The 21,677-nt window shown below is 77.0% G+C and carries 24 protein-coding genes and 1 pseudogene; 13 read left to right on the top strand and 12 right to left on the bottom strand.

Features of this window, described 5'->3' with window-relative positions; genetic code table 11:
* Positions 1–8: 8 nt before the first annotated feature.
* Entirely contained in the window at positions 9–494 is a 486-nt protein-coding gene (locus ACI789_RS13850) for an SAV_6107 family HEPN domain-containing protein (RefSeq protein WP_456919677.1), read from the bottom strand.
* On the bottom strand, positions 494–820 hold the full coding sequence (locus ACI789_RS13845) for a DUF6504 family protein (protein WP_456919676.1): 327 nt from the start codon (positions 818–820) through the stop codon (positions 494–496). Before ACI789_RS13845 ends, ACI789_RS13850 begins: the two co-directional genes overlap by 1 nt.
* A 221-nt stretch (positions 821–1,041) precedes the next feature.
* On the opposite strand from ACI789_RS13845, the gene ACI789_RS13840 reads away from it, so the two are divergent.
* The 7 genes from ACI789_RS13840 (at position 1,042) to ACI789_RS13810 (ending at position 6,709) form a co-directional block, all read left to right on the top strand.
* Positions 1,042–1,557, top strand: coding sequence for a YbaK/EbsC family protein (locus tag ACI789_RS13840; RefSeq protein WP_457009891.1), 516 nt, complete (start codon positions 1,042–1,044; stop codon positions 1,555–1,557).
* Positions 1,554–2,141: a GNAT family N-acetyltransferase gene (locus tag ACI789_RS13835; protein ID WP_457009889.1), complete on the top strand. Its 588-nt coding sequence runs from the start codon at positions 1,554–1,556 to the stop codon at positions 2,139–2,141. Before ACI789_RS13840 ends, ACI789_RS13835 begins: the two co-directional genes overlap by 4 nt.
* Positions 2,138–3,784, top strand: coding sequence for a phytoene desaturase family protein (locus ACI789_RS13830; protein ID WP_457009887.1), 1,647 nt, complete (start codon positions 2,138–2,140; stop codon positions 3,782–3,784). The genes ACI789_RS13835 and ACI789_RS13830 overlap by 4 nt, the downstream gene beginning before the upstream one ends.
* Positions 3,781–4,584 carry a carotenoid biosynthesis protein gene (locus tag ACI789_RS13825; RefSeq protein WP_457009885.1) on the top strand — a complete coding sequence of 268 codons (804 nt, stop codon included), beginning with the start codon at positions 3,781–3,783 and terminating at the stop codon, positions 4,582–4,584. Before ACI789_RS13830 ends, ACI789_RS13825 begins: the two co-directional genes overlap by 4 nt.
* 11 nt (positions 4,585–4,595) lie before the next feature.
* The gene (locus ACI789_RS13820) at positions 4,596–5,792 is read left to right on the top strand and encodes a glycosyltransferase (RefSeq protein WP_457009883.1); all 1,197 of its coding nucleotides are present in this window, start codon (positions 4,596–4,598) and stop codon (positions 5,790–5,792) included.
* A gap of 1 nt (position 5,793) precedes the next feature.
* Positions 5,794–5,991: a DNA-binding protein gene (locus ACI789_RS13815; protein ID WP_457009881.1), complete on the top strand. Its 198-nt coding sequence runs from the start codon at positions 5,794–5,796 to the stop codon at positions 5,989–5,991.
* A gap of 67 nt (positions 5,992–6,058) precedes the next feature.
* Positions 6,059–6,709 carry a flavin reductase family protein gene (locus ACI789_RS13810; RefSeq protein ID WP_456919669.1) on the top strand — a complete coding sequence of 217 codons (651 nt, stop codon included), beginning with the start codon at positions 6,059–6,061 and terminating at the stop codon, positions 6,707–6,709.
* 323 nt (positions 6,710–7,032) lie between these two features.
* Here the strand turns inward: ACI789_RS13810 and ACI789_RS13805 are convergent, their stop codons facing one another.
* Both ACI789_RS13805 and ACI789_RS13800 read right to left on the bottom strand, forming a co-directional pair.
* Positions 7,033–8,007: a carbohydrate kinase family protein gene (locus ACI789_RS13805; protein WP_457009878.1), complete on the bottom strand. Its 975-nt coding sequence runs from the start codon at positions 8,005–8,007 to the stop codon at positions 7,033–7,035.
* Positions 8,008–8,185: 178 nt separating this feature from the next.
* Positions 8,186–8,842 (bottom strand): CDP-alcohol phosphatidyltransferase family protein, encoded by a 657-nt coding sequence (locus ACI789_RS13800; protein ID WP_457009876.1) that lies wholly within the window; start codon positions 8,840–8,842, stop codon positions 8,186–8,188.
* Positions 8,843–8,896: 54 nt separating this feature from the next.
* Here ACI789_RS13800 and ACI789_RS13795 point away from each other — a divergent pair, with 54 nt between their 5' ends.
* Positions 8,897–9,706: a lipase family alpha/beta hydrolase gene (locus tag ACI789_RS13795; protein WP_457009874.1), complete on the top strand. Its 810-nt coding sequence runs from the start codon at positions 8,897–8,899 to the stop codon at positions 9,704–9,706.
* A 42-nt stretch (positions 9,707–9,748) separates the two neighbouring features.
* Here the strand turns inward: ACI789_RS13795 and ACI789_RS13790 are convergent, their stop codons facing one another.
* From ACI789_RS13790 to ACI789_RS13775, 4 genes are read right to left on the bottom strand one after another with little or no spacing between them, the layout of a single operon-like run.
* Positions 9,749–10,567 (bottom strand): ABC transporter permease, encoded by an 819-nt coding sequence (locus tag ACI789_RS13790; RefSeq protein ID WP_457009872.1) that lies wholly within the window; start codon positions 10,565–10,567, stop codon positions 9,749–9,751.
* Positions 10,564–11,484 carry an ABC transporter ATP-binding protein gene (locus tag ACI789_RS13785; protein ID WP_457009870.1) on the bottom strand — a complete coding sequence of 307 codons (921 nt, stop codon included), beginning with the start codon at positions 11,482–11,484 and terminating at the stop codon, positions 10,564–10,566. Before ACI789_RS13785 ends, ACI789_RS13790 begins: the two co-directional genes overlap by 4 nt.
* Positions 11,481–12,590 carry a transcriptional regulator gene (locus ACI789_RS13780; protein ID WP_457009868.1) on the bottom strand — a complete coding sequence of 370 codons (1,110 nt, stop codon included), beginning with the start codon at positions 12,588–12,590 and terminating at the stop codon, positions 11,481–11,483. The genes ACI789_RS13785 and ACI789_RS13780 overlap by 4 nt, the downstream gene beginning before the upstream one ends.
* A gap of 34 nt (positions 12,591–12,624) precedes the next feature.
* Positions 12,625–14,115, bottom strand: coding sequence for a carboxylesterase/lipase family protein (locus tag ACI789_RS13775; protein ID WP_457009866.1), 1,491 nt, complete (start codon positions 14,113–14,115; stop codon positions 12,625–12,627).
* A 124-nt stretch (positions 14,116–14,239) separates the two neighbouring features.
* Between ACI789_RS13775 and ACI789_RS13770 the strand changes: the two genes are divergently transcribed.
* Positions 14,240–14,887 (top strand): hypothetical protein, encoded by a 648-nt coding sequence (locus ACI789_RS13770; RefSeq protein ID WP_457009864.1) that lies wholly within the window; start codon positions 14,240–14,242, stop codon positions 14,885–14,887.
* Here the strand turns inward: ACI789_RS13770 and metF are convergent.
* The gene (gene metF, locus ACI789_RS13765) at positions 14,877–15,779 is read right to left on the bottom strand and encodes a methylenetetrahydrofolate reductase [NAD(P)H] (protein ID WP_457009862.1); all 903 of its coding nucleotides are present in this window, start codon (positions 15,777–15,779) and stop codon (positions 14,877–14,879) included. The genes ACI789_RS13770 and metF overlap by 11 nt on opposite strands.
* Before the next feature lie 177 nt (positions 15,780–15,956).
* Here metF and ACI789_RS13760 point away from each other — a divergent pair, with 177 nt between their 5' ends.
* The 3 genes from ACI789_RS13760 to ACI789_RS13750 are packed head-to-tail and all read left to right on the top strand — an operon-like array spanning position 15,957 to position 19,518.
* Positions 15,957–17,084 (top strand): polyprenyl synthetase family protein, encoded by a 1,128-nt coding sequence (locus ACI789_RS13760; protein WP_457009860.1) that lies wholly within the window; start codon positions 15,957–15,959, stop codon positions 17,082–17,084.
* The gene (crtI, locus tag ACI789_RS13755; RefSeq protein ID WP_457009858.1) at positions 17,084–18,568 is read left to right on the top strand and encodes a phytoene desaturase family protein; all 1,485 of its coding nucleotides are present in this window, start codon (positions 17,084–17,086) and stop codon (positions 18,566–18,568) included. The genes ACI789_RS13760 and crtI overlap by 1 nt, the downstream gene beginning before the upstream one ends.
* The gene (locus ACI789_RS13750; RefSeq protein WP_457009856.1) at positions 18,565–19,518 is read left to right on the top strand and encodes a phytoene/squalene synthase family protein; all 954 of its coding nucleotides are present in this window, start codon (positions 18,565–18,567) and stop codon (positions 19,516–19,518) included. Before crtI ends, ACI789_RS13750 begins: the two co-directional genes overlap by 4 nt.
* Here ACI789_RS13750 and ACI789_RS13745 read toward each other — a convergent pair.
* From ACI789_RS13745 to ACI789_RS13735, 3 genes and pseudogenes are all read right to left on the bottom strand, one after another.
* Positions 19,515–19,703, bottom strand: a pseudogene (locus ACI789_RS13745) (lycopene cyclase domain-containing protein); the annotation flags it as partial. The gene ACI789_RS13750 and the pseudogene ACI789_RS13745 sit on opposite strands and share 4 nt — an antisense overlap.
* A gap of 109 nt (positions 19,704–19,812) precedes the next feature.
* Positions 19,813–20,157, bottom strand: coding sequence for a lycopene cyclase domain-containing protein (locus tag ACI789_RS13740; protein ID WP_456921062.1), 345 nt, complete (start codon positions 20,155–20,157; stop codon positions 19,813–19,815).
* A gap of 52 nt (positions 20,158–20,209) precedes the next feature.
* Positions 20,210–20,533, bottom strand: coding sequence for an Rv2175c family DNA-binding protein (locus tag ACI789_RS13735; protein ID WP_456921063.1), 324 nt, complete (start codon positions 20,531–20,533; stop codon positions 20,210–20,212).
* 13 nt (positions 20,534–20,546) lie between these two features.
* Here ACI789_RS13735 and ACI789_RS13730 point away from each other — a divergent pair, with 13 nt between their 5' ends.
* On the top strand, positions 20,547–21,674 hold the full coding sequence (locus ACI789_RS13730) for an alpha-hydroxy acid oxidase (protein ID WP_457009854.1): 1,128 nt from the start codon (positions 20,547–20,549) through the stop codon (positions 21,672–21,674).
* The last annotated feature ends 3 nt before the right edge of the window (positions 21,675–21,677 follow it).

The raw sequence follows: 21,677 nt of genomic DNA, 5'->3' as shown, positions 1-21,677 counted from the left end.
GAGCGCGCTCACGTCCGGTTCCGGTGCTCGGTGCCGCCGACCACCCGCGGGCGGGCGCGCCGGGGCGGCTCGGGGGCCGGGTCGCTGCCCAGGCAGCTCTCGACCACGGTGAGGAAGGCCCGGACGTCGCGGACCAGGTCGTCGGCCTCGCGCTCGGTGACCGCGTGGGAGAGCCCGGCCTCGGCGGCCGCCCGCTTGGCCGCGCCGGCGGCGAAGAAGGTGGCCCACTCCCCCAGCTCCGGGGCGACCTGGCTGAGCAGCACCCAGGCGCTGCGCGGCCGCCGGCGGCCGGACTCCGGCCGCGTGCGGGCGGCCAGCACCGCCGCGGCGGCCCGCAGCGCACCGAGGTGCGCCGTGGCGTAGCGCTGCCGGGCGTCGGTGCTCGCCGCGGCCTCGGCCAGTGCCCGGGACGCCTGGTCGAGCAGCTGGCCGGCCGCCGGCGGCAGCGGCGGGGGCAGGGGCAGCTGATCGGCCATGACGCGGACCGCGCCCATCAGTCGTGCACCCGCACGAGGGACCACCGGTTGGCCGTCGACTCCCAGCTGAGGTCGAAGACGCCGGCGAAGCTCATCCGCGACCGCCCGGCCCGGACCGCCTCCACCCGCCACACCTCGCGCGTGGCGACCAGCTCGGTGGAGGCACCACCGGTCGTCTCGGGCCCCCGCTGCCACCACGGCGCGGTCTCCACCCACGAGTCGAGCAGCTCGCCCACGACGTACCGCGACTGGCCCCGCCAGAACTGTGCCGGACCGAGCGCCCCCCGCTCGACCTGCACCTCTTCGCCGACCCGACCGCCGACCCCACCCAGCACCCGGCTCATGACAGACTCCCCACCGCTCTGCACCGACCGGCCGACCCCGCCACCGCACCGGGTGGGGAAGACCCGGGCGCGGTGGGAGGTCGACCGCTGTTCGAACGCGTGTTCGAACGACGTCGAGTAGACCCGACCGCACCGACATCGTCAAGCGGGGCGCGCGGGACCGGGGAGCCGACGCGGCCGGAGGTCCAGCGGGCGACCGGAGCCGATGGGAGGATCAGCGCATGAGCCGGCCCGAGCACCCGCGGGTGGCTGCGATCGCCCGCCTGCTGACCGAGGCCGGCGCGGGCGGGGAGGTCCGCGAGCTCCCCGACAGCGCCCGCACCGCCGCGGCCGCCGCCGCGCAGCTCGGCGTCCCCGTCGGGGCGATCGCCAACAGCCTGGTGTTCGACGTCGACGGCGCCCCGCTCCTGGTCCTGACCAGCGGCGCGCACCGCGTCGACGTCGGACGGGTCGCCGCGCTGCTCGGCGTCCCCCGGGTGCGCCCTGGCTCCCCCGACTTCGTCCGCCGGCACACCGGCCAGCCCATCGGCGGGGTGGCGCCGATCGGGCACCCCGAGCCGATCGGCACGCTGGTCGACGTCGAGCTGGCCCGCTACCAGCGGGTGTGGGCCGCCGCCGGCCACCCGCACGCGGTCTTCCCGACCACGTACGAGGAGCTGCTGCGGCTGACCGGGGGCAGCCCGGCCGAGGTCGGCAACGGTCCCCTCGCCCCTGTGGAGGAGGTGGTGTCGCAGTGACGGGTACGACCCCCGCGACGCGGGTCGCCGAGCTGCCCGCCGGCTGGCTGCGCGACCACATGCACGAGGCCCTGGCCATCTACGGCGCGGCGATGGGGTACGCGCAGTCGGTCGTGGCCGGCCGGTACGGCTACGCCATCCAGCACACCGAGCGGGCCGGGTTCCGGGCCGTCGGCGCCTTCGTCGCGACCCCGGAGGGCGAGCAGCTGGTCGGGTTCGGTTACGGCTACCTCGTCGCGCCCGGCCAGTGGTGGCACGACCAGGTCCGCGCGGCGCTGGACCGGCGGACGGCGAAGCGGTGGCTGCCCGGCGCCTTCGAAGTCTGCGAGCTGCACGTCCACCCCGACCACCAGAGCCGCGGGCTGGGCCGGCAGCTGCTGCACGCCCTCGTGGCCGGCCTGCCCCACCCCGCGGCGCTGCTGTCGACCCCCGACAGCGACACCAAGGCCTTCCGGCTGTACCACGCCGACGGCTTCGTCGACCTCGCCCGCAACCACCACTTCCCCGGCGACTCCCGACCCTTCGCCATCCTCGGCGCCCGGCTGCCGCTGCGCCCCCCTCCCCCGCGCGCCGACGCCCGGTGACCCCCGGCGGGGGCAGCACCGTCGACGCCGTCGTCGTCGGCGCCGGGCACAACGGGCTGGTCGCCGCCTGCTACCTGGCCCGCGCGGGCCTGCGGGTGGAGGTCGTCGAGCGCGACGAGGTGCTCGGCGGGGCGGTCTCGACGGTCGAGCGGTGGCCCGGCGTCCGGGTCGACCGCGGCTCCAGTGCGCACGTGATCGTCCGGCAGAGCGGCATCGTGGAGGAGCTCGACCTGGCCGCGCACGGGCTGCGCTACGTCGACTGCGACCCCTGGGGCTTCGCCCCCGCCCCGGCTCCCGGGGACCCCGGCCCGGACGGGCGGCCGCTGGTCTTCTCCGTCGACCTCGACGCCACCTGCGCCTCGATCGCCGCCGCCTGCGGCCCGGAGGACGCCGCCGCCTACCGGGAGTTCGTGCGCGTGTGGGGACCGCGCAGCCGCGCGGTGGTGGCCTCCTTCGGACGGCGGCCGAGCCCCGCGGCCCTGGTCCGCTCGTTCTGGCCGCTGGGCGCGCCCGCCGACGGCCGGCCGCGCACCGCCGGCGGCGACCTCGCCGTGGACTTCCTCGGCTCCGGCGACGCGCTGCTCGACCGCTGGTTCACCAGCGAGCGGCTCAAGGCGGCGCTGGCCTGGTTCGGCGCGCAGTCCGGCCCGCCGGTGAGCGAGCCGGGCACGGCGGCGATGGTGGCCTGGGCGACGCTGCTGCACGACGTCCCGCCCGGGCACCCGGTCGGCGGCTCCGGCGGGCTCACCGAGGCGCTGCGCCGGCGGCTGGAGGCCGACGGCGGGCGGGTCGCCCTCGGCGACGGCGCGCAGCGGCTGCTGGTCGAGGACGGCCGCACCGCCGGCGTGCAGACCACCTCGGGACGGCGGCTGCGCGCCCCGGTCGTCGTCGCCGCCTGCCACGTGCTGGCCACCCGTGACCTGGCCGGCGAGCACGCCCCGCCGGCCCTGGCCGACGCCGACCCGCCACTGGGCAACGGCTTCGGCCTGGTGGTGCGGGCGCTCACCGACGCCCCGCCGGCCTACCCCGGGGTGGACGCCGCCGCGGCGCTCGGCGGGCTGCAGCTGCTGTGCACCGACCGCGCGCAGCTGGCCGCGGCCGCGGGCGACTGGCGGGCCGGCCGGCTGCCCCGGGAGCCGGTGCCGCTGGCGATGTGCTTCTCCGCCACCGACGACACCCTCGCCCCGCCCGGGCAGCACGTGGTCACCGTCTGGGGGCAGTGGTACCCGTACGCGCTCGCCGACGGCGCCGACTGGGACGCCCTCGCCGAGTCCGAGGCGGCCCGGCTGGTCGCCGCCGTCGACCGGTTCGCCCCCGGCTTCGCCGGCTCGGTGCAGCGGCTGTACGTCCAGACGCCGGTGCTGCTGGAACGGGAACTGTCCCTGCTCCGTGGCAACGTCATGCACGTGGAGATGGGGCTGGCCAGCATGTTCGGGTTCCGCCCCACGCCTGCGCTGGCCGGCCACCGCGTCCCGGGGCTGCCGGGCCTCTACCTGGCCGGCGCCTCGACGCACCCCGGCGGCGGGGTCTCGGGCAACTCCGGGCGGACGGCGGCGCGGGTCGTCCTCGCCGACCGCGGCCGCGCCGCCCGCGGTCGCCGGGCACTGGCCCGGGCGGCCGGCCGGCTGCGGAGCCGACGGTGACCGGGCTGGCGCTGCCGCGGTCCCGGAGCGCGGCCGCCGTCCTGCCGTGGACGCTGGCCGGCCTGCTGGTCCTGGTCGCCATCGCCTACCCGCTGACCGACGCCGCCGCCCGGACCACGGTGAGCTGGGCGATCGTGCTGCTGGGCGCGGCGCTGTCGGTGGGTCACGCGGCGGCGAGCCGGGGCGGGCGCGCCGGCGCCGTCGTCCTGGGCGTCACCGCGGCGACCGCCGTGGCGTTCGAGGCGGTCGGCCTGGCCACCGGCTTCCCGTACGGGGAGTACACCTACAGCGACGACCTGGGCCCGACGCTGCTCGGCGTCCCGTTCCTGGTGCCGCTGGCCTGGCTGATGATGGCCTGGCCGAGCCGGCTGCTGGCCCTCCGCCTGACCCGCGCCGTCCGGCCCGCGTGGCGCCGCGCGGCCCGGGTCGCGGTCGCCGCCGCGGTGTTCGCCGGCTGGGACGTCGTGCTCGACCCGCAGATGGTCCAGGCGGGGTACTGGACCTGGGCGCACCCGCAGCCGTCCCTGCCCGGCATCGACACCGTGCCGCTGACCAACCTGGCCGGCTGGTTGCTGGCCGGGCTGGCGCTGATGACGCTGCTGGACCTGCTGGTGCCCGACGCGGCGCCGCGGATCGGCGACGGCGCACCGCTGCTGGCCCTGGCCTGGATGACGCTGGGCGGCGCGCTGGCCCACGCCGGCTGGCTGGACCTCCCCGGGTCCGCGGCGTGGGGGGTCGTGATCGCGGTCCCGGTGCTGGCGGCGCTGGCGGTGCAGGCCCGGCGGGCGCGCTCGCGGTGAGCGGCCGGCCGGTGCGCGTGCTCGCGGGGACGGCGGTCGCCGGGGCGCTGCACGCAGCGCTCAACGCGGTGCTGCTGCGCCGGCCGCCACCCTTCCCGGCGCCGGTGCGCCGCCCGGTGACCGTCGTCCTGCCGGTCCGGGACGAGGAGGCACAGGTCGGCGGCTGCCTGGCGGCGGTGCTGGCCCAGCAGGGGGTGCCCGACCTGCGGGTGGTCGTCGTCGACGACGGCTCGACCGACGGCACGGCCGCGGTGGTCCGGGCGGTCGACGACCCCCGCGTGCGGCTGGTGACCGCGCCCGACCCGCCCCCGGGCTGGCTGGGCAAGCCGCACGCCTGCGCGGTCGGCGCGGCGGCGGGCGGGGAGGACCACGACGCCGTCCTGGTCTTCCTCGACGCCGACGTCCGGCTGTTCCCCGACGCGGTCGCCGGCTCGGTCGCCGTCCTCGAGGCGCACGACCTGGACCTGGTCTCCCCCTGGCCGCGGCCGGTCACCGGCACCGGCGCCGAGCGGCTGGTGCAGCCGCTGGGCCCGTGGCTGTGGATGACGACGCTGCCGGTCCGGCTCGCCGAGCGCTCGCCGCGCCCGTCCCTGGCGGCCGCCAACGGCCAGTTCCTGGTCGTGCGGCGGACGGCGTACGAGCGGGCCGGCGGGCACGGCGCCGTCCGCAGCGAGGTCATCGAGGACGTCGCGCTGGCCCGGGCGGTGAAGCGGGCCGGCGGGCGGGCGGCGCCGGTCGACGGCTCCCGGCTGGCCGCCTGCCGCATGTACGCGGGCTGGCCGGCGCTGCGGGCCGGGTACGCCAAGTCGCTGTGGGCCTCGGTCGGCGGGTCACCGGCCGCGAGTGCCGTGGCCGCCGCCGGGCTCACCGCCGTCGCCGTGCTGCCGGCGCTGGCCGCCCTGCGCGGCTCCCGCGCCGGCCTGGTGGGGTACGCGGCCGGCGTCGCCGGGCGGGCGGTGTCGGCGGCGGTCACCGGCAGCCGGGTGTGGCCGGACGCCCTGGCCCACCCGGTCTCGGTGCTGCTGTTCGACGTGCTGATGGCCTCGTCGCTGGCCGACCGCCGCCGAGGGCGGCTCACCTGGCGCGGCCGCGCCCTGCCGTCGATCCCGGCGGCCGGACCGCCCGACCGGCGGGCGGCACGGGGCAGCCCCCGCCGGCACACCGGAGCAGGACCGACGACTTCTCCCGCGGGGCGCGGTCTGCGCTGACATGACCGACGACGACCTGCCCGCCTCCATCGGCCGCCCGGCGCTCGGTGCGCTGCGCGCGGCCGGGATCGACCGGCTGTCCGAGGTGGCCCGGCACGGGGAGCGGGAGCTGCTGGCCCTGCACGGCGTGGGGCCGAAGGCGGTCCGGCTCCTGCGTGCGGCGCTGGCCGAGCGCGGGCTGGATCTGTCCGGGGCCTGACACAGCCCCGTCACCGGGCAGCCGGCCCCGTCCGGCTGATCCCCGGTCCGGAGGCGAGGATGGGCGGGTGACCAGCCCGGATGCCCGCGTGCAGTTCGACCCGGCCGCCATGGACAGCGGCGCCTTCTACCGCGTCCTCAACTCGGTGGTGGTGCCCCGCCCGATCGCCTGGGTGACCAGCCGCTCGGCCGAGGGCGTGGTCAACCTGGCGCCGCACTCCTTCTACACCGTCGCCTGCGTGGACCCGCCGGTCGTGCAGTTCACCTCGGTCGGCCGCAAGGACTCGCTGCGCAACGTCGAGGCCACCGGCGAGTTCACCGTCAGCCTCACCCCGGAGGAGCTGTTCGAGCAGGTCAACGCGACCGGCACCGACTTCCCGCACGGGGTGAGCGAGGCCGAGGAGGTCGGCGTCCGGCTCGAGCCCGGGGAGCGGGTCTCGGTGCCGCGGGTGGCGGAGTCCCCGGTGGCGGTGGAGTGCACGCTGCACTCGACGCTGCGGCTGGGCGACAGCACCGTCGTCTTCGGCCGGGTGCAGCTGGTCAGCGTGGCCGGGCGCGCGGTGCGCGACGGGCGACCGCGGATCGAGGAGCTGCGGCCGCTGGCCCGGCTCGGCGGCAACGAGTGGTCGACGATCGGCGAGGTCAAGGAGATCAGGCGGATCTCCTACCGCCGCTGGGCCGAGGACCCCTCGATCGGCGAGCAGCTCCGGGAGGACTGACCAGGAACGGGCAGCCCGTCCGGCTCCGGTGGCGACGCCGATGGGGACCAAAGGCCCTGGGATCGTCCGCAGCGGCCGGATGGGATCGAATCCCATTCGGAACGCTCGCGTTCCGCGACGGGTGAGAAGAGCCCTGGGGAGAAGCGATGGACTGGGTCCGGGCCACCGTTGTAGGAGTCGTGACCGCGGCAGCTGTGCTGCTCGCTCCGGGAGAGCCTGCGGTCAGCGGCGAGGCCGCGCCGCAGCACTGCGAGCAGATGTGGCTCTGGTGGATCCCCCTGCCCTGCCTGTAGCGGGGCCCGCGGTTCGGCAGGACCGCGACGTCACGGCAGGTGGGCGGCGACCTCGTCGGCGGCCCCGGCCCCGAAGGCGTCGGCGAACCGCCCCAGGAACCGCTGCCGGTGCAGCGCGTACTCCTGGGTGCCGATGACCTCGACCGCCTCGGTGGCCACCGCCGAGCCCAGCTGGGTGGCCCGCTCCAGGGACAGCCCCCACATCCGGCCGGCGATGAACCCGGCGCGCAGCGCGTCGCCGCCGCCGGTCGGCTCGACCGGCTTGGTCTCGGGAACGGCGATCACCGAGATCGGCTCCGCCCCCGCCTGCCGCACCAGGACCCCGTCGGCGGCGCGCGTGGTGACCCAGACGCCGACCCGGGCCAGCACCTCCCCGGCGGTCCAGCCGGTCTTCTGCAGCAGCAGCGCCGACTCGTACTCGTTGGTGAACAGCAGTTCGGCGCCGTCCACCAGCTCGCGGATCATCTCGCCGTCGGCCCAGGCCAGCTGCTGGCTCGGGTCCGCGGCGAACGGGTAGCCCCGCTCCCGGCACTCCTGCGTGTGGCGCACCATCGCCGTGGGGTCGTTGGGGCCGACGACGACGAGGTCCGGCGTCCCGACCCGGGCGGCCACCGGGGCCAGCTCGATGGACGACGCCTCGCTCATCGCGCCCGAGTAGAACGACGCGATCTGGTTGTTCACCGCGTCGGTGGTGCAGACGAACCGCGCGGTGTGCTTGACCTCTGACCAGTGCACGCTGGCGGTGTCCACCCCGTGCCGGGACAGCCAGGCCTCGTAGTCGGCGAAGTCGCTGCCCACGGCGCCGACCAGCACCGGCCCGATGCCCAGCAGGCCCAGCCCGTAGGCCATGTTCGCGCCGGCCCCGCCGCGGTGCTGCACCAGGTCGTCGACGAGGAACGACAGCGAGACGTTCTCCAGCTGGCCCTCGACGAACTGCTCGGTGAACTTCCCCGGGAAGGTCATCAGGTGGTCGGTGGCGATGGAGCCGGTGACGACGACGGGCACGGAGCGCTCCCTCGGTGCGACGGTGAGTGGTCTCCGGGCGCGGGTCGGCCCAGGTGAACGGCAGGCGTCACTCTAGGTGGCGCACGACCGGGTCGCCCGCGGGAGCCCGCCCGCCCGCGGGAGCCCGCCCGCCCGCGGGAGCCCGCCCGCCCGCGGGAGCCCGCCCGCCCGCGGGAGCTCAGTCGGCCAGCGCCCGGCGGAGCGCCGTCCCCAGCTGTGCGACGCCCACCACCCCGAGCAGGCAGCCGGCCGCCGTCCCCGCCGTGACCACCGGGACGGCGAGGCCCCAGCCTGCGACCACGCCGGCCCCGCCCAGGGTGAAGCCGGTCATCGCCACCCGCGACGGCCGCTCCCACACCGAGATCGCGCCGGTCTCCGCCACGCCGGCCTGCCCCGCGCGGGCGCGCAGGTAGTCGGGCAGCCAGCACAGCGCGCCGAACGCCGCGGCCAGCCAGCCGGGCGCCCCGGCCACCCACAGCGCCGCGGCGAAGGCGGCCTCGCTGAGCCGGTCGACGGCCGAGTCGAGCACGAAGCCGCGGCGGGAGGCGCGGCCGGTGGCGATGGCCAGCGCGCCGTCCAGGGAGTCCAGGACGGCCGAGACCCCGATCAGCGGCCCGGCGAGGAGCAGCCAGGCGCCGCCGGCCGCGGCGGGGGCCACCGCGGCCACCGCCACCGCCAGGCCCAGCGCGGTCGCCACCACCGGCGGCAGCCCGGCCAGCCGGCGGGCGGCCGCGTAGGCCGCCGACAGCCAGCCGCGGACCAGCCGGCTCGCCGCGGGGTCGGTGCCGCCGTGCCACGCCGACCACGCGGCCAGGTACTCCTCGCGGCTCAGCACGTCCGCAGTCCACCAGTGCCGCACGATCGCGGCGAGACCAGGGACAGTGGGAGCGTGCTCGCCGGCCTCTCCCCCGCCCGGCGCCGCCTGGTCGTGGCGGTGCTGGCCCTCGTCGCGGTCGCGGTCCTCGCCGCGGGCGTCGTCCTGCTGCTCGACCGCACCTCCGAGGCCACGGACGGGCCGGTGTCCCAGGAACAGCCCGGGCCGGTGCTGCTGGTGCCGGGCTACGGCGGGTCGACCGCGTCGCTGCAGCCGCTGGCCGACCGGCTCACCGCCGAGGGCCGCGACGCCACCGTGGTGGCCGTGCCCGGCGACGGCACCGGCGACCTCACCGAGTCGGCCGCGGCCCTCGGCGCGGCGGTCGACGCCGCGCTGGAGCGCACCGGCGCCGACAGCGTCGACGTCGTCGGCTACTCGGCCGGCGGGGTCATCGCCCGGCTGTGGGTCGCCGACGGCGGGGACGACGTGGCCCGCCGGGTGGTCACCCTGGGCTCGCCGCACCACGGCACCACCCTCGCCGACCTCGCCGGCTCGATCGCGCCGTCCCAGTGCCCCGTCGGGTGCCAGCAGATGTCCACCCGCAGCCCGCTCATCGCCCGGCTCAACGCCGGGGACGAGACACCGGAGGGACCGACCTGGGTGTCGATCTGGACCACGCAGGACGAGACGGTCACCCCGCCGGACTCCGCCCGCCTCGACGGCGCCGTCGACCTGCCGGTGCAGTCGGTCTGCGCCGACGCGCGGGTCGGCCACGGCGATCTGCCGCGCGACCCGCTGGTGCAGGCGATGGTGCTCGCCGAGCTGCGCCCCGGGGACCCCGTCGAGCTCGGCCCCGACGACTGCGGCGCCCTGAGCGGCGGGTGAGCGGAGTGCCACGGGCGCGGTTTCCGCGCCGTGGCACTCCGCTCAGCTGGTGACGTCCTTGGTGGTGAAGTTGGCCCAGGCCGCGGCCAGGAGCACGCCGACGTAGACGCCCTGCAGGGTCAGCCCGCGGACGATGTCACGCCACAGGATCGGGTCGCGGAAGAAGTCGACGAACGCCAGCCAGTAGCGGGTGGGCAGGTAGGGCGCGATCGGCGAGGCCGCGTCGAGGGTGAACAGCAGCGACGAGGCGACCAGCACGGCCAGCGCGCCGAGGGCCGCGGCCAGCGGCGAGTCGGTGAGCGTGGAGAAGAACAGGCCGAACGCGGCGACGCCGACCATCGAGACGGTGATGTAGCCGATCGCCATCAGGCTGCGGGCCAGCAGCTCCTCCGGGCCGAGCGAGGTGCCCGACACCGACGTCGCGACCCCGGCGCCGACCGGCTGGGCGTCGAACAGGGTCGTCCCGACGACGTAGCCGACGGCGGCCACCACGAGCACGGTGGCCAGCACGAAGGCGACCACCGCCACCAGCTTGGCGACCAGCAGCCGGGTGCGGCCGGCCGGCCGCGCCAGCAGGTAGCGCAGCGTCCCGGCCTGCGCCTCGCCCGCGACCGAGTCGCCGGCGACGACGGCCACCGCGATCGGCAGGAACAGCGGCAGCACGATGGCCAGCGCCGCGAGCGGGAACAGCGACCCGTTGGTCAGGACGGCGGACAGGAACGGCGGGCCCTCCCCGGGGCGGGGCGCGAGGTCGGTGAGCACCAGCAGCACCGCGACCAGCACCGGCAGCGCGTTGAGCACGGCGATCGTCGTCCAGGTCCGCGGACGGCGGAACAGCTTGCGCAGCTCGACGAGGATCACCGCGCCGCCTCCAGCCGGTCCGGGCTGGTCCCGGCCGCGGCGAGGACCACCTGCTCCAGCGTGGGGCGGTCCAGCGCGAGACCGGTCACCGGGACGCCGGCGCCCACCAGCAGCGCGTTGACCTCGGCGGGGTCCGCGCCCCGGACGACGACCCGCGTCCCGTCCACGGCCACCACCCGCCCGTCGAGCAGAGCCCGCACCCGGTCCGGGGCCGGGGTGTGGACCACCGTCGCGCCGGTGGGCGCGGTCAGCGTGGCGAGGCGCTCCTGCAGCACCAGCCGCCCGCGGCTGAGCACGCCGACCCGGGTGCACAGCTGCTCGACCTCGGCCAGCAGGTGGCTGGAGAGGAACACCGTCGTCCCGCCGCGGTGCAGGTCCAGCAGCAGCTCGCGGATCTCGGAGATGCCCTGCGGGTCCAGGCCGTTGGTCGGCTCGTCGAGGACCAGCAGCTCCGGCCGCCGCAGCAGCGCGCCGGCCAGCCCGAGCCGCTGGCGCATGCCCAGCGAGTAGGCGCGCACCGGCCGCCGGTCGACCCCGGCCAGGCCGACCTGCTCGAGCACCTCCTCGATCCGCCGGCGCCGGGTGCGGCGCGACCCGCCCGGGCCGGCGGCGTCCAGCAGCGCGAGGTTGGCCCGCCCGGACAGGTGCCCGTGGTGGGCGGGGCCCTCGATGAGCGCCCCCACCCGCGGCAGCACCCGCCGGCCGGCGCGCGGCATCCGCTGCCCGAGCAGCTCCACCTCGCCGCTGGTGGCCAGCACCAGACCCAGCAGCACGCGGACCGTCGTGGTCTTCCCCGACCCGTTCGCGCCGAGGAAGCCGTAGATCTCCCCCTCGGGCACGTCCAGGTCGATGCCGTCGACCGCACGGACGCGGCCGTAGCGCTTGACCAGCCCCCTGGTCCGGATCACCGCGGTCACGGCTGCGCTCCCCCGGGCAGCTGACGGGCCGCCTGCGCGAGCGCGTCGAGGGTGACCGTGCCGGTGAGGACGTACCCGCCGCCGTCAGGCCCGTCGACGAGCATCAGCCCCAGCGGCCCCGCGGCCACCCGCAGGCCCAGGTCGTCGACGAGCGCGCCCGGCGCCACCTGCAGGGCCTGCCGCAGGCCACCGGCCAGGCGGGGCGGCACCGGGGCCACCGCCAGCAGCGTCACGCCGCGGCCGTACACCCCGACCGCCGGCGGGACCCCCTCCAGCGTGCGGCGGGGCAGCCCGGCCAGCTCCGCCGGCAGCGGCCCGACCGGGCTGCGCCGGCCGGCGTCCCGGATGAGCTCGTCGGTGTCCGGGGCCTCGCCGACCGTGGCGTCCGGCGGCGGCTCGAAGGCCACCACCGAGGCCGCCGGCGCGGTGAGGTCCAGGTCGAGGAAGCGGGTGTCCAGCGCCGGGTCGGCCGCGCCGTCGGCGAAGACCTCGACCTGCAGGGGCAGCCCGCTGGCGGGGTCGACCCAGACGTCGACCCGGCCGACCGACGACGCGGCCTCGGCGGGCACCAGCCGCAGGCCGAACGCGGTGCGGCCGGCCACCCGCCGGGCACCGACCCGGGACAGCTCGCCGTCCTCGGCCTCGGACAGCAGCCGCCGGCCGAGCGGGGCGGGCAGCAGGTCGGGCGGTGTGGGCAGGGCCAGGGACGACGGCTCGCCGCGGGTCGCCGTCGCCGACTCGTACTCCCAGGTCCAGGTGGCGCACTCGGTCCGGTACACACCGGTCTCCCCGGCGGCGCTGACCACGTCGACCCGGTGCTCCTCGGGGCCGCGCCACCAGACCCGCATCGTGGTGCGGTCGCTGAACAGGTCGGCGACGTCGGGGAGGACGTCGGACACGGGCAGGGCCAGCCCGCCCGCGGAGACGGCGTAGCCGGAGAACCCGACGTCCCCGCTGGTCAGCACCGCGGCGCGCAGCTGCGCGGCCGGCACGTCGGCGTCCTCGGCGGGGAGCGCCCCGAGGAGGGACGGCAGGGCGACCAGGCCCACGACGAGCGCCCCGACCACCGCCCAGCGCCGCATCGCCCCGTGCCCGCGCGCCGCCACGACTCACCGTACGACGGCTCGACCGCCCGCCGCCCTAACGGACGCCGTCCCACAGGGCGCGCTGCTCGGCCCGCGGGTCCGGGACCACCCCGCTCAGCTGACCGAAGGCCTGCACCGGGCGGGTGTCCGGGCCGTAGACCGGCCAGCCGGGGTCGCCGGTCCGGACGAACGCCACCCACGCCGCGTGCACCGCGTCGGCCAGCTCCTGCGGCGCCGACGGCCCGGCCAGCGCCTCCACGCCCTCGGTGGCCAGCGTGTCGAAGACGAAGGGGATCTCCAGCGCGTGGCAGGCGCCGAGCCGCCCGCCGAACTGGGGGCTCGGCCAGGTGAACTCGTAGACGAAGGTCCGCCCCGGGCCGCCGGCTCGGACCTCGGCCAGCCGGATCGCGGGGATCCGGAAGAACCAGTCGGTGGCCGCCGCCACGAGCAGGTCGCCGGCCGACGCCGTCGGCGCAGCGCCCCGGTAGACGTCGATCGCGGCCTCCGCGGGCACGCCGTAGCCGGTCAGCGCCAGGCGCAGCAGGTCCTCGGTCACCAGGTCGACCAGCCCGTTGGGGACGAGGAAGAGGGTGTGCTCGTCGGTGTTGGTGCCGACCAGCAGTTCGACGTCGCGGCCGGCACCGGCGGCGATCGCCTCGATCGGCAGGGACGGGAGGACGTCGCCGTCGACCACCGGCTCGAAGACCATCGCGTTCCGCGTGATCTCCCCCCAGCGCGCCGGGTCGGGCACCGCCGCGGCCTCCTGCGACAGCGCCTGCTGGGCCGCGACCAGGTCGGCGACCGGCACCGCGGCCAGCGCCTCCCGGGTCAGCGGCACGCCGAGCCGCTCGGCCAGGTACCCGGCGACGCGACGGGCCGTCCCCGCGGACAGCGCGTGGTGTCCGGCGCCGCTCTGGGCGACCGCCCGGCGGAACAGCCCAGCCGCCCGCGGCATCGACAGCAGCGACGTCACGCTCATCGCGCCGGCGGACTCCCCGGCGACGGTGACCTGGCCGGGGTCGCCGCCGAAGGCCGCGATGTTGTCGCGCACCCACTCGAGGGCCGCGACCTGGTCGAGCAGGCCGCGGTTGGCGGGACCGTCGTCGGCGAAGTGCAGGAACCCGTCGACCCCCAGCCGGTAGTTGATCGTCACGCAGACGACACCGTCCCGGGCGAAGGCCGTGCCGTCGTACTGCGGCACCGCGCCGGAGCCGTTCACGAAGGCCCCGCCGTGGATCCAGACCAGCACCGGCAGGCCGTCGGCCGAGGGGTCCGGGGTCCACACGTTGAGGTTGAGCACGTCGTCCCCCGGGACGACCGGCTCGGGCAGCAGGACGTCGACGGGGACGGGATAGGGCGGTTTCGGGACGGTCGCGCCGTAGGCGGTGCAGTCCCGGACCCCGTCCCAGCGCGGCGCCGGCGCCGGCGCGGCGAACCGCAGGTCCCCGAACGGCGGCGCGGCGTAGGGGATCCCCTTGAAGGCGACGGCGGGGCCGCTGAGCGCGCCGCGGACCACCCCTGACCCGGTGCGGACTTCCAGCTCCATGCCCGAGGTCTAGCGGACCGGCGCGGCGGCGGCACGCCGGGAGCGCGCGGGGACCGCACCGGCTCGCCGATCCGCCGCCGTCCCGCGCGCATGCAACGGCCGGTGCGCCGGGTACGGGGGGTCCATGGCAGCCCCGATGAGCGACGCGGTCGTCGTCGACGTCCTGCGCAAGGTCGACCGGCTGACCGCCCCGCTGGTCCGCCGCCTGGGCCGGCCGCCCGCGCGGCCGCAGGACGAGCGCGACCGGTGGTGGGCCGACGGGTTGCCCCACGTCGCCGCCGGGGTGAGCGCCGCGCCGCGGTTCGCCGGCAAGCTCGCCGACCTGCTGCCGCTGCAGAACACCGTCGGCTCGGCCGTGCAGGCCCTGGTCATCGGCGGGGTCGCCAGCGAGCACGGGGTGACCGACCCCGCCGAGCGGGTGTCGCTGCTCGCCTCGGTGCTCCTCGACCGCGACCTGCCGCCGGCCCGGGTCCGGCCGCTGCTGGAGCGGGCCAGGGGCACCTACGCGGAGGAGGCCTTCGGCGCACGCGAGGAGCGCGCCGGCGTCCTGGGCAACCTGCGCACGCTGTGGCGGGTCGCCCGGCTGCTCGGCCGCATCGACGAGACCCTCGACGCCCGCCCGAAGGGCAAGCTGCGGCACCGGTTCCTCAGCAACCTGCCGGTGGTCGGCGTGCTCGGCGGCTACGCCGCGGAGCGGGAGGCGCTGCGGCGGGCCGCGGCGGCCGCCGCTGCGGCGCTGGCGTCGGCGCCGCCGGCGCGGGTCAGCGAGTAGCGCCGACCGCGGCCAGGTTGGCGTGCACCTCACGCGTCGCGGTGGACCGGTTCATGGTGATGAAGTGGATGCCGGGCACCCCCTCGTCCAGCAGCGTCCGGCACAGCTCGGTGGCCACCTCGACGCCGAAGGCGCGGACGGCGGCCTTGTCCTCGGGCCGGTCGCCGTCGAGCTCGGCGAAGCGCGCCGCCAGGTGCTCGGGGAAGGCCTGCCCCGACAGCTGGACGATGCGGGTGATCTGCCGGGCGTTGGTCACCGGCATGACCCCGGCGATGATCGGGACGTCGCAGCCGCGGCCGGCGACCCGGTCGCGCAGCCGCAGGTAGTCCTCGGCGCGGAAGAACATCTGGGTGATGGCGAAGTCCGCGCCGGCACGGCACTTGCGCACGAACATCTCGACGTCGGTCTCGAAGTCCGGCGAGCGCGGGTGCCGTTCGGGGAAGGCCGCGACGCCGACGGAGAAGTCGCCCATCGACCGGATGAGCTCCACCAGCTCCGCCGCGTAGGTCAGCCCCTGCGGGTGGGCGACCCACTCCGCCTGCGGGTCGGCGCCCGGCGGGTCGCCGCGCAGCGCGAGCAGGTTGCGCACCCCCGCGGCGGCCAGCCGGCTCACCACGTGCCGCAGCTCGGCGACGCTGTGGTCGACGGCGGTCAGGTGCGCCAGCGGCGTCATCGTCGTCTCGGTCGCGATCCGCTCGGTGACCGAGACGGTGCCCTCGCGGGTCGAGCCGCCGGCGCCGTAGGTCACCGACACGAACGAGGGCTGGAGCCGCTCGAGCTGGCGCAGCGCCGTCCACAGCTGGGCCGCGCCCTCGGGGCTCTTGGGCGGGAAGAACTCGAACGACCACGTCGGCCGTGCGTCGGCGAGCAGGTCTCGCACGGTGCGGGTCATGGGGACTGAGGATACGGACGCGGATCTCGCGTCGGTCCTGCATCCGTCCGGCGTCGTCCGGGCGAAGAGGGCGTGGCAACTCCGCACGCCCGGGTCGAGGAGGCTGGTCCGTTGACGCTGGTTCAGGCGACCCCGACGGCCGCGCAGGCCGCGACGGGGCCGAGGGATACTTGGGCGATGATCGCCGGGGCGCGCAGGCGCGAGTCCACCGCCCTCCCCCCGGCCCCGTCGCCGGCGGCCGCGGAGGTCGACCGCGTCCGGGAGGCGGTCTCCGCCGCGCTCGGCGGCTTCCTCGACGTCCAGCGGGAGACGCTGGCCGGCATGGACCTGGCGCTGGTGCCGGTCGCCGACGAGGTCCGGGCCCTGGCCCACGGCGGCAAGCGGCTGCGCCCGCTGTTCGCCTACTGGGGCTGGCGCGGGGTGCGGCCCGAGGGCCCCGGCGAGGACGACGCCGCGGTGCTGCGGGCGGTGGCCGCGCTGGAGTTCGTCCACGCCAGCGCCCTGGTGCACGACGACGTCATGGACGGCGCCCTGACCCGCCGCGGCCGCCCGGCCACCCACGTCGGCTTCGCCACCCGCCACGGCGAGGGCCGGCTCGCCGGCGACGGCACCGCGTTCGGCGTCGGTGCGGCGATCCTCGTCGGCGACCTCGCCCTGGTGTGGTCCGACGAGCTGCTGCGCTGCTCCGGCCTGTCCCCCGCCGCGCTCGGGCGGGCCCGCGCCGTCTGGGACACCATGCGCACCGAGGTCACCGCGGGCCAGTACCTCGACCTGCTGCGCGCCGCGGGCGGGCTGCCCGGCGCCCAGGGCGCGCTGACCGTCGCGCGGTACAAGAGCGCCGGCTACACCGTGCAGCGGCCGCTGCAGCTCGGCGCGGCCATCGCGGGGGCCGGCGACCGGGCCGCGGAGGTCTACACCGCGATCGGGCTGCCGCTGGGCGAGGCGTTCCAGCTGCGCGACGACGTCCTGGGGGTGTTCGGCGACCCCTCGGTCACCGGCAAGTCGGCCGACGACGACCTGCGCGAGGGCAAGCAGACGCTGCTGGTCGCGCTGGCGGAGGAGGCCGCGGACGCCGAGGGACGGCGGCTGCTGGCCGAACGGCTGGGCGACCCCGACGCCACGTCCGCCGACCTCGACGCGCTGCGCGCCCTGATCGAGACCACCGGCGCCCGCGCGGAGGTCGAGGCGCGCATCGCCGAGCAGACCGCCCTGGCCCGCACCGCGATCGCCGAGGCGCCCCTGGCCGAGGACGCCCGCGCCGCGCTGGACGCGCTGGCGGTCGCCGCGACCACCCGCACCGCCTGATGGTCCGCACCGTTCCCGGACCCACCGACCGCGTCGTCGTCGTGGGCGCCGGGCTGGCTGGGCTGTCGGCGGCGCTGCGGCTGCGCGGCGCCGGCCGGGAGGTCACCGTCGTCGAGCGCGGGCCGGTCCCCGGCGGCCGGGCCGGCCGGGTCGAGGAGCGCGGGTACGCCCTCGACACCGGCCCGTCGGTGTTCACCGCGCCGGAGCTGCTCGCCGACACCCTGGCCGCGGTCGACGACAAGCTGGACGACCGGCTGACCCTCGTGCCGCTGGAGACCGCCTACCGGGCGCAGTTCGCCGACGGCTCGCACCTGGACGTGCACGCCGACGTCGACGCGTTCGCCGCCGAGGTGGCCGCGGTGTGCGGCCCGGCCGAGGCCGACGCGCTGCGCCGCTACCTGGCCGACCTCGCCGCGCTGTACCGGCTGCAGCTGGACACCTTCATCGACCGCAACCTCGACACCCCGCTGGACCTGCTCGGCCCCGAACTGGTCCAGCTGGTCCGCCGGGGCGGGTTCGGCCGGCTGTCGGGCCACGTGGCCCGGTTCTTCACCGACGACCGGCTGCGCCGGCTGTTCAGCTTCCAGGCCCTCTACGCGGGGGTCAGCCCGTACCGGGCGATCGCCGCCTACGCCGTCATCGCCCAGCTCGACATCGGCGCGGGCGTGTGGCACCCGGTGGGCGGGATGGCCGCCGTCCCCCGCGCGCTGGCGGCCGCAGCCGTCGACGCCGGCGTGGCGTTCCGGTACGACACGGGCGTCGAGCGGCTCGACCTGTCCGGACGGCGGGTCACCGGCGTGGTCCTGGACGACGGCGAGCGGCTGCCGGCCGACGCGGTGGTGGTGACCGTCGACCGGCCGGAGCGGCTGGTGCCCGGGTTCGCGCGGCGCCGCCGGCCGATCTACTCGCCGAGTTGCGTCGCGCTGCACCTCGGCGTCCGCGCCGAGGTGCCCGGGCAGGCGCACCACACGATCAGCTTCGGCGCGGCCTGGCGGGAGGTCTTCGGCGAGCTCACCCGCGACGGGCGTCCGATGACCGACCCCAGCCTGCTGGTCTCGATGCCGTCGGTCACCGACCGCAGCCTGGCCCCCGACGGTGGCCAGGTGCTCAGCGTCGTGGCCCCCACGCCCAACCTCGACCCGCGCAGCGGCGGCAACCCCGACCTGGACTGGACGACGCTGGGACCGCGCTACCGCGACGAGGTGCTGGCCACGCTGGAGGGCCGCGGCTGGACCGGGCTGACCGGCGCGATCGAGGTGGAGCACATGGACACCCCGCTGACCTGGGCCGCGCAGGGCATGGCCGCCGGCACGCCGTTCGCGCTGGCGCACACGTTCGGGCAGACCGGGCCGTTCCGGACGCCGACGCTGCCCCGCCGCGGTCCGGAGAACGTCGTCCTCGCCGGGTCCTCGGTGCAGCCGGGCGTGGGCGTGCCGATGGTGGTCATCAGCGGCCGGCTGGCGGCCGAGCGGATCACGGGATGACGACCACGGACCGCCCGCCCACCCAGGTCGAGCGCCAGGCCCGCCTGGACGCCGCCTACCGGCACTGCGCCGCGATCGCCGCCCGGCACGGCAAGAGCTACCACCTGGCGACCCGGCTGCTCACCGCCGACCGCCGTCCGGCGGTCCACGCGCTCTACGCCGCCGCCCGCACCGCCGACGACCTGGTCGACCACCCCGGCGCCGACCCCGCCGGCGACCTCGCCGACTGGTCCCGCGCGGTCCTCGCCGAGCTCGAGGCCGGCTGGTCCGACGACCCGGTGCGGCTGGCGCTGGTGCACACCTACCGGCGGTACCGGATCCCGGTCGAGCACCTGGTCGACTTCCTCGCCGCGATGACCAGCGACCTGGAGGTGACCGGCTACGCCGACATGGACGCCCTCGACCGCTACATGTGGGGCTCGGCGTCGGTCATCGGGCTGCAGGTCCTGCCGGTGCTGGGCACCGCGCCCGGGGTGCTGCGCGAGGAGGCCGCGCCGCACGCGATCGCCCTGGGCGAGGCGTTCCAGCTGACCAACTTCCTGCGCGACGTCGCCGAGGACGTCGACCGCGGCCGGGTCTACCTGCCCGCCGACCTCATGGCCGCGCACGGCGTGACCCGCGAGCAGCTGGCCGCCAAGCGGTACGACGCCCGCTTCCGCGGGCTGATGCAGGAGATGGTGGCGATCGTGCGGCGCCGCTACGACGACGCCGCCCCCGGGACGCCGATGCTCGCGCCGGAGTCCCGCGACTGCGTGCGCGCGGCCACCGACCTCTACGGCGGCATCCTCACCGAGATCGAGCGGGCCGACTACCGGGTGCTCGACCGGCGGGTGCGGGTGTCGAGGCCGCGGCGGCTGGCGGTGTTCGCCCGCCGGTTGACCGCCGCCCAGCTGGCCAGGGTGAGGGCGACCATGGCGAAGCCGAACAGCAGGTCCTCCACCGGGGCGTAGGCGATCCGCGGCCCCCAGATCGCCCCCGGGTCGTAGGTGACCACGTCCAGCCCGGTGAGCACGCCGTTCACCAGCAGCTGGAAGGTCACCACGATCGCGTAGGCGACCCAGAACACCCGGCGGGTCACCATCCGGGTCCGGTAGACGGCCAGGTCGACGACGAGGACGGCGACGACCGCCAGCACGGCCAGCGTCGAGTAGCTCACGTGTCGGCCCTCCCCCGTTGCCGGCGTTGCTCGTGCCCTGCCGGTGCTGCAGGACCGGCAGTGCGCGAGGAACGGCCGCAGCGGCCACTCATCGCTCGGCCTCCTCGGCCGGGTAGCCGGCGTCCCAGCCGGTCACCTTCCGCACCGCCTCCAGCGCCAGCACCGAGCACAGCGGGACGACGAGGAAGAACAGCACCTCCTCGACCGGGATGCCGCCGGGCAGCCGGACGCCGAGGGTGAGCTCGTCGGAGTAGTCCCAGTGGCCCTGCGCGATCGCGTAGAGCACCCAGGCCACGAAGACGACGAACTCCGGCAGCACGGCCAGCAGCAGCCGCCGCCAGCGCGCGTAGACGCGGACCCGCAGGACCAGCTCCAGGGGCGCGGTGACGACCAGGCAGCCGGCCAGCAGCGCCAGGTACGTCAGGGAGCCCACGAGCGACCGTTGCGGAGTGCCACGGGCGCGATCCCCGCGCCACGGCACTCCATCAGAACGCCAGCGCCTGGGCCCGGCGGGTGACCTCGGTGTGCCGGTCGCTGCGCAGCGCCTCGACCGGGGTGCCCGGCAGCGACTCGTCGGCGCGGAAGAGCCACTCGAACACCTCCTCGTCGGTGTAGCCGCCGTCGCGCAGCACGGTGATCAGGCCGGGCAGGTGCTTGAGGACCGCGCCGTCCCGGAAGAAGTCGGCGGGGATCCGGCTGTTGCCGCTGCCGGGGACGGCGAGGATCTTGCGCTCGCGCAGCAGCTGCCGGACCCGGTTCGGCGAGACCCCCAGAACAGCGGCGACCTCCGCGGGGGTGAACGTCTCCATAGGCTCCGAGCCTATGGCGCGCGAGCAGCAGACACGCCCAGACCTCGCCCTGCCCGGTCAGCGCCGCTCCGGCGAGGGCCCCGACGAGGAGGCGCAGCCGGACCTGCTCGACCTCGAGGGGCTGGAGGCGCGGGCCCGGGAGCTGCTGCCCGCCGACGTCGTCGACTACTACGCCGGTGGGGCCGAGGGCGAGGTGACCCTCCGGGAGGCGCCGGCCGCGTGGCGGTCCTGGCGGCTGCGGCCCCGCGTGCTGCGCGGCCCGGCCGCCGTCTCGCTGGCCACGACCCTGCTGGGCAGCGAGGTCGCGACGCCGGTCGGCGTGGCGCCGTGGGCCTACCAGGCGATGGCCTCCCCCGAGGGCGAGCGCGGCACCGCCGAGGGCGCGGCCGCCGCGGGCGCCCTGATGACCGTCTCGACGTCGGCGAGCACCGGGCTCGCCGAGATCGCCGCCGTGGCGCCGTCCGCACCGAAGTGGTTCCAGCTCTACCGGGTGCACTCCCCCGCGCACACCGACGACCTCGCCCGCCGCGCCCGCGCCGCCGGCTACCGCGCGCTGGTCCTCACCGCCGACATGCCGGTCTACGGACGGCGGCTGCGCGACCTGCGGACCGCCTTCGCCCTGCCCGCCGACCTGCCGCTGCCCAACCGCCCGGACGGCGGCGACCCCGCCGACGTCCCGGTCTGGACCTTCGACGACATCGGCCGGTTCGCCGACCTCTCCGGCCTGCCGGTCGTCGTCAAGGGTGTGCTCCGCGGGGACGACGCGGCGCGCTGCGTGCGGGCCGGGGCGGCGGCGGTGTGGGTCTCCACGCACGGCGGCCGGCAGGCCGATCCGGTGGTGGCCAGCGCGCACGCCCTGCCCGAGGTGGTGGAGGCGGTCGACGGGGCGGCGGAGGTCTACGTGGACGGCGGCATCCGCGCCGGCTCCGACGTCCTCACCGCCCTCGCCCTGGGTGCCCGGGCGGTGTTCGTCGGCCGGCCGGCCGTGTGGGGCCTGGCCACCGGCGGTGCTGCCGGCGTCGCCCGGGTGCTCACCGGCCTGACCGCCGAGCTGGCGCACACCATGGCGCTGTGCGGCCTGGCCGACGTCACCGCCGTCCCCCGGGACACGGTCACCGAGTCCGCCGGGCGCCGCGGCTAGGAT

The organism is Geodermatophilus sp. SYSU D00965 (genome assembly GCF_054050075.1).
The sequence above is the reverse complement of the archived record's forward strand: the minus strand, read 5'-3'. Positions and strand labels throughout refer to the sequence as shown.

Bases quoted from the DNA above. Each gene is read 5' to 3' on its own strand.
- ACI789_RS13850 (WP_456919677.1), bottom strand. From the start codon at position 494: ATGGGCGCGGTCCGCGTCATGGCCGATCAGCTGCCCCTGCCCCCGCCG.
- ACI789_RS13845 (WP_456919676.1), bottom strand. From the start codon at position 820: ATGAGCCGGGTGCTGGGTGGGGTCGGCGGTCGGGTCGGCGAAGAGGTG.
- ACI789_RS13840 (WP_457009891.1), top strand. From the start codon at position 1,042: ATGAGCCGGCCCGAGCACCCGCGGGTGGCTGCGATCGCCCGCCTGCTG.
- ACI789_RS13815 (WP_457009881.1), top strand. From the start codon at position 5,794: ATGACCGACGACGACCTGCCCGCCTCCATCGGCCGCCCGGCGCTCGGT.
- ACI789_RS13775 (WP_457009866.1), bottom strand. From the start codon at position 14,115: ATGGAGCTGGAAGTCCGCACCGGGTCAGGGGTGGTCCGCGGCGCGCTC.
- ACI789_RS13770 (WP_457009864.1), top strand. From the start codon at position 14,240: ATGGCAGCCCCGATGAGCGACGCGGTCGTCGTCGACGTCCTGCGCAAG.
- metF (WP_457009862.1), bottom strand. From the start codon at position 15,779: ATGACCCGCACCGTGCGAGACCTGCTCGCCGACGCACGGCCGACGTGG.
- ACI789_RS13760 (WP_457009860.1), top strand. From the start codon at position 15,957: ATGATCGCCGGGGCGCGCAGGCGCGAGTCCACCGCCCTCCCCCCGGCC.
- crtI (WP_457009858.1), top strand. From the start codon at position 17,084: ATGGTCCGCACCGTTCCCGGACCCACCGACCGCGTCGTCGTCGTGGGC.
- ACI789_RS13750 (WP_457009856.1), top strand. From the start codon at position 18,565: ATGACGACCACGGACCGCCCGCCCACCCAGGTCGAGCGCCAGGCCCGC.
- ACI789_RS13735 (WP_456921063.1), bottom strand. From the start codon at position 20,533: ATGGAGACGTTCACCCCCGCGGAGGTCGCCGCTGTTCTGGGGGTCTCG.
- ACI789_RS13730 (WP_457009854.1), top strand. From the start codon at position 20,547: ATGGCGCGCGAGCAGCAGACACGCCCAGACCTCGCCCTGCCCGGTCAG.